This is a genomic window from Cobetia sp. 14N.309.X.WAT.E.A4 (assembly GCF_030397495.1).
Classification (GTDB): Bacteria; Pseudomonadota; Gammaproteobacteria; order Pseudomonadales; family Halomonadaceae; genus Cobetia; species Cobetia marina.
Window position 1 is genome coordinate 216,980 of sequence record NZ_JAPNXT010000001.1, and the last position, 12,706, is coordinate 229,685.

Consider the following 12,706-nt stretch of genomic DNA (forward strand, 5'->3'; position numbering starts at 1 on the left):
GAATCACTGGAAGGGCTTTCCCATGGCCAACACGCCAAAAGCGGGTGAGAAGACACCCCCCAAGATCGAATTCCCCTGCGATTTCTCCCTCAAGATCGTCGGCAATGCCGCCGAAGATCTCGTCGAAGTGGTCTGCAATGTCCTGGAAGTGCATGCGCCCGGTTTCGACGCCACGGCCATCACCTGGCAGGACAGCAAGAACGGCAACTATCGCAGCATCCGCGTGGTGATCCGAGCCACCGGAACCGACCAGCTGGATGCCTTGCACCGTGACCTCAAGGCCACCGGTCGCATCCACATGGTATTGTGACGTTCGCGTGAGACGAGCGACTTCACTGGCTTGCGCCATGAGCACAGGAGCGCATGCATGAACACGATTCACGTCCACCACCTCGGCGTGCTGCCGTATGAGGAAGTGTGGTCGGCGATGCGTGACTTCACAGATACCCGCTCGCCGGAGGCCCCGGATGAGCTGTGGGTAGTGGAGCACGCCCCCGTCTTTACCCAGGGACAGGCTGGCAAGCCGGAACATCTGCTGATGCCGGGTGATATCCCGGTGGTGCAGACCGACCGGGGTGGCCAGGTGACCTATCACGGCCCCGGCCAGCTGGTGCTCTACCCGTTGCTCAACGTCAAGCGTGGCGGCATCGGCGTTCGTCAGCTGGTCACTGCGCTGGAAGAGACGGTGGTGGCGGCGTTGGCCGAGCACGGCATCGAGGCGTATCCACGCCCCGATGCCCCGGGGGTCTACGTGAAGAAATCGGCGCAGCGCATGGATGATCCGCGCCGCTCGATGGAAGAGGCCAAGATTGCCTCGCTGGGGTTGCGCATCCGACGTGGATGCAGTTTCCATGGCGTGGCGATCAATCTGGACATGGACCTTGCGCCTTTCGGGCGCATCAATCCCTGCGGCTATGCCGGCATGGCGATGACCCAGCTACGCGACCTGACGCGCGAGCCGGTGGATCTTGCCGCTGAGCGTGACCGCCTGGTGCGTTGTCTGGGCGCAAGCCTGGGGGACGTGACCCTGACTCCGGTGAGCGGGCTGCCCGCGGCACTGGCTGACATTTCTCGAACAGCAGGACAGAACTGATGACCGAGACCACCGCTACCCCGAAGCCCGCTCCCTCCGCTGCTCCTGCTCGCAAGGAGCGTGGCGTGAAGCTGCGTGGCGCCGAGAAGGTCGCTCGCATTCCGGTCAAGGTGATTCCCACCGAGACCTTGCCGAAGAAGCCGGACTGGCTGCGCGTGCGCATGCCTGCCTCCCCTGAGGTGAGCCGCATCAAGCAGACCCTGCGCAAGCACGGCCTGCACACGGTGTGTGAAGAAGCCTCCTGCCCGAACCTGGGCGAGTGCTTCAGCGGCGGCACCGCGACCTTCATGATCATGGGCGATATCTGTACCCGTCGCTGCCCGTTCTGTGACGTGGCCCACGGTCGTCCCAATGCGCTGAATGCCGACGAGCCGCGTGAGCTGGCCGAAGCCATCGCCGAGATGCGCCTGAATTACGTCGTCGTGACCTCCGTTGACCGTGATGACCTGCGTGACGGTGGCTCCAACCACATCGCCGAGTGCATCCGTGAGATCCGCGAGAAGTGTGAAGGTACCGAGATCGAAGTGCTGGTGCCGGACTTCCGTGGCCGCATGCAGGTCGCGCTGGACGTGCTCGAGCAGACACCGCCGGATGTCTTCAACCACAATCTGGAGACCGTGCCGAGCCTGTACCGCCGCGTGCGTCCGGGCGCCGACTATCAGTGGTCGCTGGATCTGCTCAAGGGCTACAAGGAGCGCCGCCCGGAAGTGAAGACCAAATCCGGTCTGATGCTGGGGGTGGGCGAGACTGACGAGCAGGTGCTCGAGGTCATGCAGGACCTGCGCAATCACGGCGTCGACATGCTGACCCTCGGGCAGTACATGCAGCCGTCACGCAGCCACCTGCCGATCGATCGTTGGGTCCACCCGGATACCTTCGACTGGCTCGGTCAGAAGGCGCGCGAGATGGGCTTCTCGCATGTCGCCTCCGGTCCGCTGGTGCGCTCTTCCTATCACGCAGACAAGCAGGCGCATGGTGTGGAAGTGAAATAAGCCGGACTGGCCCGAAAAAAAACCGCCGCGGAGATCATCTCCGCGGCGGTTTTTTTGGTTCATGAGCACAGGGGCGTGTGGTGGAGCGTCACTGCTCCGTGGCCAGCGGCAGGCAGGCGACGCTGTGCCCGGGAATCGGCTCCATCGGCGCGCTGAAGTGTGCGTTGAGCTCCGGCAGCAGCTCGCGCACGAAACGCAGGAACAGCTCGGTGACCGGCGTGGGGTAGCGATCCTTGGGATAGACCGTGCACCAGGAGCGTCTGAGCGGGAAGCCCGGCAGGGACGGCGAGGCCAGCAGGCCGGAGGCCAGCTCCAGCTGGACGGCCAGCCGCGGCAGGATCGCCACGCCCAGATGCGCCATCACGCCCTGCTTGATGGCCTCGTTGGAGCCCAGCTCCAGCGTATGGCGCAGCGAGACGCGCTCGCGGGCGGCGAATTCCTCGAAGGCGGTACGCGTGCCGGAGCCGGGCTCGCGCATCAGCATGTAGTACTGGGCGAGATCCTCCAGCGTGACGCCCTTGACGTCCAGCAGCGGGTGGCCGGGCCAGACGATGGGGATCAGCTCGTTGTCCAGGATCGGCATGAAGGCCAGGTTGGCGTCATCGGGCACCATGCCCATGATCACCAGGTCATCGCGTCGCTCGGCGAGGCGTTCCAGTGCCTGGCCGCGATTGCAGACGCGCAGGCGCACCGAGACTTCCGGGTAGCGGGCACGAAAGCGCGCCAGAATGTGCGGCACCACATACTGGGCCGTGGACACGGCCGCCAGATTCAGCTCGCCACGGATGGTGCCGGCGATTTCCGACAGCTCCATCTGCAGGCTCGAGACTTCCCCGAAGATCGACTGTACCGAGCTTGCCAGCGCATCCGCCGCCGGCAGGATATGCAGCGTCTTGCCGGCATATTTGAACAGCGATTGCTCGAGCGCCTGCTCCAATTGGCGAATCTGGGCACTGACGGCGGGCTGTGTCAGTCCGAGTTGCTCAGCCGCACGCGAGTAGGACTGCTGGCGATGGACAGCCTGAAATACCTGTAACTGTCTGAAAGTTAATCGGTTTAGCAGATTTGGACGCGACATGACACACCCAGTCATAAGGTTTTACTTATAGATTGGCAAAAAAATATCAACTTTTCTATTGGTCTCTCGCTGGGTAGCGTGGAAAGCCTGAGAACATGACTGCCCTCGCAAGCCTTCAGGGTTGCAGGAGAGTCAGACGCAAGCCGTCAACAACAAGATCACCGCGTTCCGTCAGGGAGAGTCACCATGTTCCGCAAGTTGCTGATTGCCAACCGAGGGGAAATCGCAGTGCGCATTGTACGCGCCTGTGCCGAGATGGACATCCGCTCTGTCGCGGTCTACACCGAAGCCGATCGTTTCTCGCTTCACGTCAAGCGTGCCGATGAAGCGCATTTCATCGGCGAAGACCCGCTGGCCGGCTACCTGGACCCCCGTCGCCTGGTGGATCTGGCCCGCGAGACAGGCTGTGATGCCATTCATCCGGGCTATGGTTTCCTTTCCGAGAATGCTGAGTTCGCGAGAATCTGCGAAGCGGCGGGCATTGCCTTCGTGGGCCCGTCCAGTGATGTCATCGCGCGCATGGGAGACAAGACCGAAGCCCGCGCCGCCATGAAGGCGGCTGGCGTGCCGGTCACGCCGGGCTCGAAGGGCAATCTGGCCGATGTCGAGGAAGCCTTGAGCGTGGCGGAACAGGTGGGGTATCCGGTGATGCTCAAGGCTACCTCAGGTGGTGGGGGGCGGGGTATCCGGCGTTGTGATGATGCCCAGCAGCTCAAGCAGGCCTGGGGTCGCGTGATCTCGGAGGCTACCAAGGCCTTCGGCAGTGCGGATGTCTTCCTGGAGCGCTGCGTGGTCGACCCGCATCACATCGAGGTCCAGATTCTGGCCGACAGTCACGACAACGTGATCCATCTGTTCGAGCGTGACTGCTCCATCCAGCGCCGCAACCAGAAGCTGATCGAGATTGCCCCCAGCCCTCAGCTGACGCCGGAGCAGCGCTCCTATGTCGGAGAGATGGCGGTGCGCGCCGCGCGGGCCGTGGGCTATCGCAATGCCGGTACCGTGGAGTTCCTGGTCAAGGGCAACGAGATCTACTTCATGGAGATGAACACCCGCGTCCAGGTGGAGCACACCATCAGCGAGGCGATCACCGGCGTGGACATCGTGCGCGAGCAGATCCGCATCGCCTGGGGCCACAAGCTGGCCTTCCGTCAGGAAGACATCCGCCATCACGGCTATGCCATCCAGTTCCGCATCAATGCCGAGGACCCCAAGAACGACTTCCTGCCCAGCTTCGGGCGCATCACGCGTTACTACGCCCCCGGCGGGCCTGGCGTGCGAACCGATACCGCGATCTATACCGGCTACACCATCCCGCCGTATTTCGATTCCATGTGCCTGAAGCTCATCGTGTGGGGGCTGACATGGGAAGAGGTCATCAATCGCGGGTCACGCGCCCTCAATGACATGCGCCTGCAGGGGGTCAAGACCACCGCGCCTTACTATCAGGAAATCCTCAAGCATCCGGACTTCCGCAACGCGCGCTTCGATACCGGTTTCGTGGCGGCGCATCCGGAGCTGACCCAGTACTCGGTCAAGCGCCTGCCGGAACAGACGGCACTGGCGATCGCGGCGGCGATCGCGGCGCACGCCGGTCTCTGAGTCCACCCCTGACATGCCGTTCGAGTCCTTCCCCCGACTCCTCAACCAACAATGACAAGGACACCTGACATGACTGCTGCTACCTCCACTCCCCATGCCGTGAGCGACTCTGCGGCTGATGCCGTCAAGGTCACCGAAGTCGTCCTGCGTGATGGCCACCAGTCATTGATCGCCACGCGCATGCGCACCGAGGACATGCTGCCCATCGCGGCACGTCTCGATCAGGCCGGCTTCTACAGCCTCGAGGTCTGGGGCGGTGCGACCTTCGATGCCTGTGTGCGCTTTCTGAAGGAAGACCCCTGGGCGCGTCTGAAGTCGCTCAAGGAAGCCATGCCCAACACGCCGCTGCAGATGCTGCTGCGCGGTCAGAACCTGCTCGGCTATCGTCATTATGCCGATGACGTGGTGGAGGCCTTCGTCGAGCGTGCCGCGGCCGGCGGCATCGATATCTTCCGCGTGTTCGATGCCCTGAATGACCTGCGCAACATGGAAACCGCCATGCGCGCAGTCAAGAAGGCCGGCAAGCACGCCCAGGGCACCATCTGCTACACCGTGAGCCCGGTGCATACGCTGGAGATGTATGTCGAGCAGGCGCGCAAGCTGGTCGAGATGGGCGCCGATTCCATCGCGATCAAGGACATGGCCGGGCTGCTGACCCCGTATGCCACCTTCGACCTGGTGAGTGCGCTGGTCGAGGCTGTCGAAGTGCCGATCCACCTGCACAGCCATGCCACGGCAGGCCTGGCACCGCAATGTCAGATCAAGGCCGTCGAGGCGGGCTGCCGCCACATCGATACCTGCATCTCGGCCTTCGCCGGTGGCACCAGCCACCCGGCCACCGAATCCTTCGTCGCCTCGCTGCGTGACACTCGCTGGGACACCGGACTGGAACTGGAGTCGCTGCGTGAGATCGGTGACTACTTCAGTGAGGTGCGCCGCAAGTATTCGGCTTTCGAGAGTGAATTCACCCGTGAGGATGTCTCGGTCCAGATCAGCCAGATTCCCGGCGGCATGATGTCGAACCTGGCCAGTCAGTTGAAGGAGCAGAATGCGCTGGAGCGCATCCGCGAGGTCTTCGCCGAGATTCCGCGTGTGCGTGCCGATCTGGGCTATCCGCCGCTGGTCACCCCGACCTCACAGATCGTCGGTACCCAGGCGGTGCTCAACGTGCTGACCGGTGAGCGCTACAAGAGCATCACCAATGAAGTGAAGCGCTATCTGCAGGGCGGCTATGGCCAGGCGCCGGCACCGGTCAACGAAGAGGTTCGCTCGCGTGCCATCGGCAACGCACCGGTGGAGGTCGGGCGTCCGGCGGATCTGCTGAGCCCGGAAATGGCGCGTCTCACCGAGGAGCTGGGCGAGCTGGCCGAGTCCCCTGAGGATGTCTTGACCTTTGCCATGTTCCCGGAGCTGGGACGTGACTTTCTCAGCGAGCGCCGCGCCGGCACCCTCACGCCGGAAATCATCCCCCAGGGCGAGGCGGAGCGTCCGGTGTCTTCCGGCGTGCCGACCGAGTTCGTCATCGATGTCCACGGCGAGTCCTATGCGGTGCAGATCACCGGCGTCGGCGGTGCCAAGGGCAGCAAGCGTCACGTCTATCTGACCCTGGATGGCATGCCGGAAGAGGTGGTGTTCGAAGCCAAGGACGATTACGTGGCAGGTGGCCAGAGCGGCGGGCGCGCGAGTGCGTCTGCGCCGGGGCACGTCACCACGGCGATGCCGGGCAATATCGTCGAGGTGCTGGTGGCGGTGGGTGACAGCGTCACGGCAGGCCAGTCGGTGCTGATCAGCGAGGCGATGAAGATGGAGACCGAGATCACGGCGCGCGTCGACGGTACCGTCAAGGCCATCCACGTGGCTCGCGGCGATCGCGTCACGCCGGGGGAAGTACTGATCGAAATCGAGTGATGCCGCGGCCGGCGAGGTTGCAAAACCCGCTCGCCGACTCCATCTGACAGCTATTCGATCACCAGGGACGGCCGGGCATCGTGGATGTCCTGCCGTCCTTTCCTGTGGAAGGACCATCATGGCAACACATTTCGAGCAGGTTCCCGGCCTGAGTGAGCAGATTGATCCGGCTACCCGAGGCTATGTCTTCAACCAGACCATGCTGCGCATCAAGGATCCGACGCGTAGTCTGGACTTCTATACCCGTGTGCTCGGCATGCGCCTGGTGCGCAAGCTCGACTTCCCGGAAATGCAGTTCAGCCTCTATTTCCTCGCCTATCTGGACGACGACCAGGCCAGCGACGTGCCGAGTGATGATCTCAAGCGTACCACCTACACCTTCGGGCGTGAGGCGATGCTGGAGCTGACGCACAACTGGGGGACCGAGGACGACCCGGACTTCGCCTATCATGACGGCAACGCCCAGCCTCAGGGCTTCGGCCACATCGGGGTCAGCGTGCCGGACGTCTACGCCGCCAGCGAGCGCTTCGAATCGCTGGGTGTCGAGTTCGTCAAGCGCCCCGATGATGGCAAGATGAAGGGTCTGGCCTTCGTCAAGGATCCCGACGGCTACTGGATCGAGATCCTGCGTGCCGATACCTTCGAGCGTCAGGCCAACGGCCAAGCCTGAGGTAGGCCTCCGATGTAAAAGAACCGCCACCACCGGCATGCCCGGGGTGGCGGTTCTTTCGTTGATACGAAACCCCGCGTTGCAGGGGTGTCAGTGGCATCCGGTTGCTGCAATGATGAGGTCTGACTGAGACGCTCAAGGTTCGAGATTGAGGGACCTTGAGATTGAGGGACCTTGAGATTGAGGGACCTTGAAATCGATGGCCCATGACGAAAGGGGAGACAGCCATGTCGGAGAATGCACAGCAGTTGAGCGGCAAGGTGGCGGTGGTGACCGGAGCCTCGCGCGGCATCGGCGCAGGCATCGCTCAGCGTCTGGCGGCGGACGGCGCCCGGGTGGTGGTCAATTACCGCAGTGATGTCGATGGGGCGAATCAGGTGGTGGCCGAGATAGAGGCAGCTGGCGGGCAGGCGCTTGCCGTCCAGGGCGATGTCGGCGACAGCAAGATGGCCAGTCAGCTGTTCACGGTGGCCACTGAGCACTATGGCGGAGTGGATATTCTGGTCAACAATGCCGGGATGAGCCTCTACAAGCCGCTGGCCGAGTTCACGGATGAGGACTTTTCCAGTCTGATGCAGGCCAACCTCACCGGCAGCTTCAACATGATGCGCGAAGCCTCGCGCAAGCTGCGTGATGGGGGCCGCGTGATCAATATCTCCACCTCCGTGACGCGCCAGATGTTCGCCACCTATGGTCCCTATGCGGCGTCCAAGGCCGCGGTGGACCAGCTCACTCGCGTGCTGGCCAAGGAGGTCGGCGCACGCGGGATTACCGTCAATGCCGTGGCGCCGGGCCCGACGGATACCGGGCTGTTCCGGCATGGCAAGAGCGAGGAGACCATCGAGCGTCTCAAGGGCATGGCAGCGCTGGGACGTATCGCGGATGCCACGGATATCGCGGCCGTCGTGGCCTGGTTGGCCGGTGAGGAATCCGCCTGGGTCACCGGGCAGGTCATCGGCGCCAATGGTGGTTTCGCCTGAGTGCGCCATTTACGGCTATGCTGATGGCAAGTCGGATGTTCATCAGTCGTTGTCATGAGGGGCAGGGATGAAGGTGACGGTAAGCGAAGCTCAGGAAAATGCATCGACAACGCGCGCATCGGCTCATGTGCTGCGGGTCGGCTACCCGGGACGGCTCGGGGGGTACTCACGCGAATGCGCCGCCAAGATGTATGCCTCGAATGCCACCTTGAGTGCCTATGCGGGCATCGAAGAGGTGGTCAACGCCCTGGTGAGAGGAGAGGTGGAGGCTGCCGTCGTCCCCTGGTCAAGAGGGCATCAGCGACCGGTGACGGCCACCCACGAGGCGTTGGCCTGCTGGCCGGGCATTCGGGTGGAGCGTCGGCTTTTCCGTGCCATCAGCCTCAGCCTGCTGGGGCCACCGGACCTCTGTCCCTCGAAGGTCCAGCGCATCGTGGCGCGCGAGGCTCTGTTCGAGGAGTGCAGCGAGTGGCTTGAGCACAATCTCCCCGGTGTCGCACGCATCGAATGCCTGCACATGGCGGATGCGCTGGATATGGCCGAGGGGCGCCACGATACCCTGGCGATCGCGCCACCGTCTCTCGCACGCAGGCCGGGTCTGGTGTGCCTTGCCGAGCGGATCGAGGACGACCCCGGGCGTGTCGCTCAGTTTGCGGTGTTGAAGCGCGATACCAGCAGCGTGCGTGGCCAGGGATATCTGGACGACGCGCCCTCAACTTCGCCAGATTGTGTGGCAGGCGAGTCTGATCCGGGCTGAGTATCCTTCGACATGGCAGCCATCGCCCGTGCGTCGCTGCCATGTCCGGTGACCTGCTGATACTCTGAAGGCTTTCCTTGCCTCGGGTACGACACGATGCCTCACTCCATTGCTTCCTCAGAGACTGACACGAGAGCGTCAAAGGCCGATGCTACCTCGGCCAGCAGCCCCGACAGCTCGCCGTTGTCGTTTCCTGCATCCCCCGCGCCTCTCGACTCCCCCCTTGCGCTGGATGCGCGCCTGCCGGTACGGCCTGCCCCTTACGAATGTTCGCTGCCGAGTGCCGGACTGATTCTGGTCGATGAGATCAACGGCTTCTGTCAGGTGCAAGGAGGCGCTCTGGCCCCGCAGGCCGACAATGCCCAGGTAACCCGCATGGTGGCGCTCAGTAACGACGTGGCGCGCTGTTTCTCGGCGCACGGCCGCCCACTGCTGGCTTTCATTGACTCCCACTCACCCGGCGTCCCGGAGCCGCCCTATCCCGCTCACTGTGAGCAGGGCAGTGGCGAGGATGAGCTGGTGGCCGAGCTTGCGTGGCTGGAGAGCGATCCGCATGCCACTCTGGTACGCAAGGATTGCATCAATGGATATATTGGCGCGATCGACCCGGCAAGCGGTGTCAATGCGCTGCAGGATTGGGTTGGCCGGCAGCGACTGAAGACGCTGATAGTGGCGGGAATCTGCACGGACATCTGCGTGATGGACCTGGTGCTGACGCTTCTCTCTGCACGCAATCATGGTCTGCTGGGCGAGGTGAGCGACATCGTGGTGCTGGAGCCTGCCTGCGCCACCTATGATCTGAGTGAGGAAAGCGTGGCTGCCCTTGGATTGCCTGCGCCCGCCATCCACCCGCAGCGAGACGCCCATCACATCGGGCTCTATTGCATGGCCTCACGCGGGGCGATCATCGCCAGCCAGCTCAGGATTCAGGCGTGAGGCATCAGACGCCTGGAGGAAGGGGCATGTTGCCGTTAGCCAGCCAGCTAGCCAGCTAGCCAGTCAGGTAAAGGTCCGAAATGTAGTTTGATTACGACATTTTCGCGGATATTCGCTGTCCTGCATGAAGCCAATGACGGTTTGGATCACGCTGACATGGGTCCATACGTAAACGCCCGCCCACTCAAATGAGGGGCGGGCGTTTACGTGTATCGGCAATGTGCCAGTGTCAGGCGCGGGTGCTGACCCAGTCATTGGCATCGGGGACCGCGATCTCGACCGACTCCGACATCAGTGATGAGTGGAACATGAAGTCGGCACTCGCGACATTGTTGGCCACCGGCACGTTCCACAGTGTCGCCAGGCGCAGCAGCGCCTTGACGTCAGGGTCGTGCGGCATCGGAGCGAACGGGTCCCACAGGAAGATGAGCAGGTCGAGATTGCCTTCGGCGATGCGCGCACCGATCTGCTGATCACCGCCCAGCGGCCCGCTCATCAGGCCTTCGACCTCAAGTCCGAGCTCCTTGCTGATGCGTCGGGCCGTGGTGCCGGTGCCCAGCAGCTGGTGGCGTGACAGCTCATCGCGCCAGCGCATGGCCCAGGCCAGCATCTCATCCTTCTTGCCATCGTGAGCCACCAGCGCAATCCGCTTGCGTTCTGCCAGGGTGCGTCGTGCCTGGCGCTTGGGTCGTTGCTCGCTCATGCCGCTTGATCTCCTGAAGGCGGGGGGTCAGCCCCGCCAGTGATAACGCTGCCGGTGTCGATCCGTCGATGCCGGTCGCTCAGTCGATGGTGCCACCGACAGTGACGATCTTCATGGTGTTGGTGCCACCGTGGGCATTCATCTGATCGCCGCGAGTCAGAATCACCAGATCACCACGGTTGGCGATGCCGCGCGCTTCCAGCTCGGCGATGGCGCGACGGTTGATCTCCTGCGCCGGCAGCTCGCTGGAATCGAAGGGCAGGGACACCACGCCACGATAGAGGGCCATGCGGCGCTGGGTCTTCTGATCCTGGGCGAGACCGACGATCGGCAGACCCGAGCGGATGCGCGAGGCGATCAGCGGGGTATAGCCGGATTCGGTCATGCAGACGATGGCCACGACACCGGTCAGGTGGTTGGCCGCGTACATGGCAGACAGTGCGATGGTCTCGTCTGTCTTGCTGAAGCCTTCGTGGATGCGGTGCTGGGATTCCTGGGCGGCACGCTCGCGCTCGGCACCCAGGCAGACACGATCCATGGTCTCGATGGTCTCGACCGGGAAATCGCCTGCCGCGGTCTCGGCCGACAGCATCACGGCGTCGGTGCCGTCGAGCACGGCATTGGCGACGTCGAAGACTTCGGCGCGGGTCGGCAGCGGGGCGCTGATCATCGACTCCATCATCTGGGTCGCGGTGATGACCACGCGGTTGAGGCTGCGGGCGCGGCGGATCATGCGCTTCTGCACGCCGATCAGCTGTGCGTCGCCGATCTCCACGCCCAGATCGCCACGCGCCACCATCACGCCTTCACTGGCGAGGATGATGCCGTCGAGCACGGCGTCGTCGGCCACGGCTTCGGCGCGCTCGACCTTGGCGATCAGGCCGATGTCACGACCTTCCTCGCCCAGCAGCTCACGTGCCAGCTGCATGTCGGCGCCACTGCGCGGGAAGGAGACGGCCAGATAGTCCACGCCGATGTCGATGGCGGTCTTGAGGTCTGCCTTGTCCTTCTCGGTCAGCGCCTCGGCGGACAGGCCACCGCCTTGCTTGTTGATGCCCTTGTTGTTGGACAGCTTGCCACCCACCTTGACGGTGGTGTGGATCTCGTTGCCCTTGAGTTCGTTGACCTCGAGCACCACGCGACCGTCATCAAGCAGCAGAACGTCGCCGGCGACCACGTCATCGGCCAGTTGCTGATAGTCGCAGCCGACACGCTCGACGGTACCTTCATCGCGGCCCAGGCCGATGTCCAGGATGAACGGTTGGCCTTCCTGAAGCTGGACAGCGGTGTCCTTGAAGCGGGCGATGCGGATCTTCGGACCCTGCAGATCACCCAGCACGGCGACGCTGCGGCCCTGGGCGGCGGCGGCGGCACGGACGGCCTCGGCACGCATGCGGTGGTCTTCGGGGCTGCCGTGAGAGAAGTTGAGGCGAACCACATCCACTCCGGCACGGATCATCGCGTCGAGGACGCCCGGCTTGTCACTGGCCGGACCGAGTGTGGCGACAATCTTGGTGCGGCGGATCGGGCCGTTGAACGCGTGCGGCATGAGAACATACTCCTTGAACACTTGCGTGAGGGGTCAGGCGGTTTGTGTTGTCATTTTACTACATTGACGACGTAAAGGGAGCCTGTCGAGTGTCGTGGTTGATTGGTGTGGTAGCGCGTGAGTGATTCGGCTGCCATGGCGGCGATGGTAGCGACATGACTTGCGTCTTCACAAGCGCTGGCGTCAGGCTGGTGGCCAGTCAGACATGGCGTGATCCGAGAGGCCCTGGCTGTGAGGATGGCATCTACGTTGACCCGCAGGCCTGCCACTGCCTGTGTCAGTAATGCCACACTGATGTGACGAATCGTGAAAAGGCCACTTATATATAGTCATGGCTTTCCTGTCGTCATGGCGACACATGCACCTGGCGGGTCTGGCAGGTCCGGGTGCCGGTCGATGACCGCGTCATGCCTCGGGCGTCGATTCTCGAGATTCGGG

The 12,706-nt window shown here is 63.3% G+C and carries 12 protein-coding genes; 9 read left to right on the top strand and 3 right to left on the bottom strand.

What is annotated here, in order from left to right; all coding sequences use genetic code 11:
* Nucleotides 1-22 precede the first annotated feature (22 nt).
* From OW493_RS00960 to lipA, 3 genes are read left to right on the top strand one after another with little or no spacing between them, the layout of a single operon-like run.
* Entirely contained in the window at nt 23-310 is a 288-nt protein-coding gene (locus tag OW493_RS00960; protein WP_077371930.1) for a DUF493 domain-containing protein, read from the top strand.
* Between the two features lie 57 nt (nt 311-367).
* On the top strand, nt 368-1,093 hold the full coding sequence (lipB, locus tag OW493_RS00965) for a lipoyl(octanoyl) transferase LipB (protein WP_084209158.1): 726 nt from the start codon (nt 368-370) through the stop codon (nt 1,091-1,093).
* Nucleotides 1,093-2,085: a lipoyl synthase gene (gene lipA, locus OW493_RS00970; RefSeq protein ID WP_077371936.1), complete on the top strand. Its 993-nt coding sequence runs from the start codon at nt 1,093-1,095 to the stop codon at nt 2,083-2,085. Before lipB ends, lipA begins: the two co-directional genes overlap by 1 nt.
* A gap of 88 nt (nt 2,086-2,173) precedes the next feature.
* Here lipA and OW493_RS00975 read toward each other — a convergent pair whose 3' ends face one another.
* Nucleotides 2,174-3,163, bottom strand: a complete 990-nt coding sequence (locus tag OW493_RS00975; RefSeq protein WP_077371939.1) for a LysR family transcriptional regulator — start codon at nt 3,161-3,163, stop codon at nt 2,174-2,176.
* Nucleotides 3,164-3,349: 186 nt separating this feature from the next.
* Between OW493_RS00975 and OW493_RS00980 the strand changes: the two genes are divergently transcribed.
* The 6 genes from OW493_RS00980 (at nt 3,350) to OW493_RS01005 (ending at nt 10,016) form a co-directional block, all read left to right on the top strand.
* Entirely contained in the window at nt 3,350-4,765 is a 1,416-nt protein-coding gene (locus tag OW493_RS00980) for an acetyl-CoA carboxylase biotin carboxylase subunit (protein WP_077371943.1), read from the top strand.
* Between the two features lie 69 nt (nt 4,766-4,834).
* On the top strand, nt 4,835-6,673 hold the full coding sequence (gene oadA / locus OW493_RS00985) for a sodium-extruding oxaloacetate decarboxylase subunit alpha (protein ID WP_289862866.1): 1,839 nt from the start codon (nt 4,835-4,837) through the stop codon (nt 6,671-6,673).
* A 118-nt stretch (nt 6,674-6,791) separates the two neighbouring features.
* Nucleotides 6,792-7,343, top strand: coding sequence for a lactoylglutathione lyase (gene gloA, locus OW493_RS00990; protein ID WP_077371949.1), 552 nt, complete (start codon nt 6,792-6,794; stop codon nt 7,341-7,343).
* Between the two features lie 227 nt (nt 7,344-7,570).
* Nucleotides 7,571-8,323 (top strand): SDR family oxidoreductase, encoded by a 753-nt coding sequence (locus OW493_RS00995; protein ID WP_289862867.1) that lies wholly within the window; start codon nt 7,571-7,573, stop codon nt 8,321-8,323.
* A gap of 67 nt (nt 8,324-8,390) precedes the next feature.
* Nucleotides 8,391-9,080 (top strand): prephenate dehydratase domain-containing protein, encoded by a 690-nt coding sequence (locus OW493_RS01000; protein ID WP_289862868.1) that lies wholly within the window; start codon nt 8,391-8,393, stop codon nt 9,078-9,080.
* A gap of 183 nt (nt 9,081-9,263) precedes the next feature.
* A complete protein-coding gene (locus tag OW493_RS01005) occupies nt 9,264-10,016 on the top strand; it encodes an isochorismatase family protein (protein WP_289862871.1) in 753 nt (250 codons plus the stop codon).
* Nucleotides 10,017-10,245: 229 nt separating this feature from the next.
* Here OW493_RS01005 and OW493_RS01010 read toward each other — a convergent pair whose 3' ends face one another.
* Both OW493_RS01010 and pyk read right to left on the bottom strand, forming a co-directional pair.
* Nucleotides 10,246-10,719 (bottom strand): methylglyoxal synthase, encoded by a 474-nt coding sequence (locus tag OW493_RS01010; RefSeq protein WP_077371960.1) that lies wholly within the window; start codon nt 10,717-10,719, stop codon nt 10,246-10,248.
* Between the two features lie 79 nt (nt 10,720-10,798).
* Nucleotides 10,799-12,268, bottom strand: coding sequence for a pyruvate kinase (gene pyk, locus OW493_RS01015; RefSeq protein ID WP_077371963.1), 1,470 nt, complete (start codon nt 12,266-12,268; stop codon nt 10,799-10,801).
* Between the last annotated feature and the right edge of the window lie 438 nt (nt 12,269-12,706).

What these genes read in the sequence shown, in the direction of transcription:
- OW493_RS00960 (WP_077371930.1), top strand. Translation starts at nt 23, where the DNA reads ATGGCCAACACGCCAAAAGCGGGTGAGAAGACACCCCCCAAGATCGAA.
- lipB (WP_084209158.1), top strand. Translation starts at nt 368, where the DNA reads ATGAACACGATTCACGTCCACCACCTCGGCGTGCTGCCGTATGAGGAA.
- lipA (WP_077371936.1), top strand. Translation starts at nt 1,093, where the DNA reads ATGACCGAGACCACCGCTACCCCGAAGCCCGCTCCCTCCGCTGCTCCT.
- OW493_RS00975 (WP_077371939.1), bottom strand. Translation starts at nt 3,163, where the DNA reads ATGTCGCGTCCAAATCTGCTAAACCGATTAACTTTCAGACAGTTACAG.
- OW493_RS00980 (WP_077371943.1), top strand. Translation starts at nt 3,350, where the DNA reads ATGTTCCGCAAGTTGCTGATTGCCAACCGAGGGGAAATCGCAGTGCGC.
- oadA (WP_289862866.1), top strand. Translation starts at nt 4,835, where the DNA reads ATGACTGCTGCTACCTCCACTCCCCATGCCGTGAGCGACTCTGCGGCT.
- gloA (WP_077371949.1), top strand. Translation starts at nt 6,792, where the DNA reads ATGGCAACACATTTCGAGCAGGTTCCCGGCCTGAGTGAGCAGATTGAT.
- OW493_RS00995 (WP_289862867.1), top strand. Translation starts at nt 7,571, where the DNA reads ATGTCGGAGAATGCACAGCAGTTGAGCGGCAAGGTGGCGGTGGTGACC.
- OW493_RS01000 (WP_289862868.1), top strand. Translation starts at nt 8,391, where the DNA reads ATGAAGGTGACGGTAAGCGAAGCTCAGGAAAATGCATCGACAACGCGC.
- OW493_RS01010 (WP_077371960.1), bottom strand. Translation starts at nt 10,719, where the DNA reads ATGAGCGAGCAACGACCCAAGCGCCAGGCACGACGCACCCTGGCAGAA.
- pyk (WP_077371963.1), bottom strand. Translation starts at nt 12,268, where the DNA reads ATGCCGCACGCGTTCAACGGCCCGATCCGCCGCACCAAGATTGTCGCC.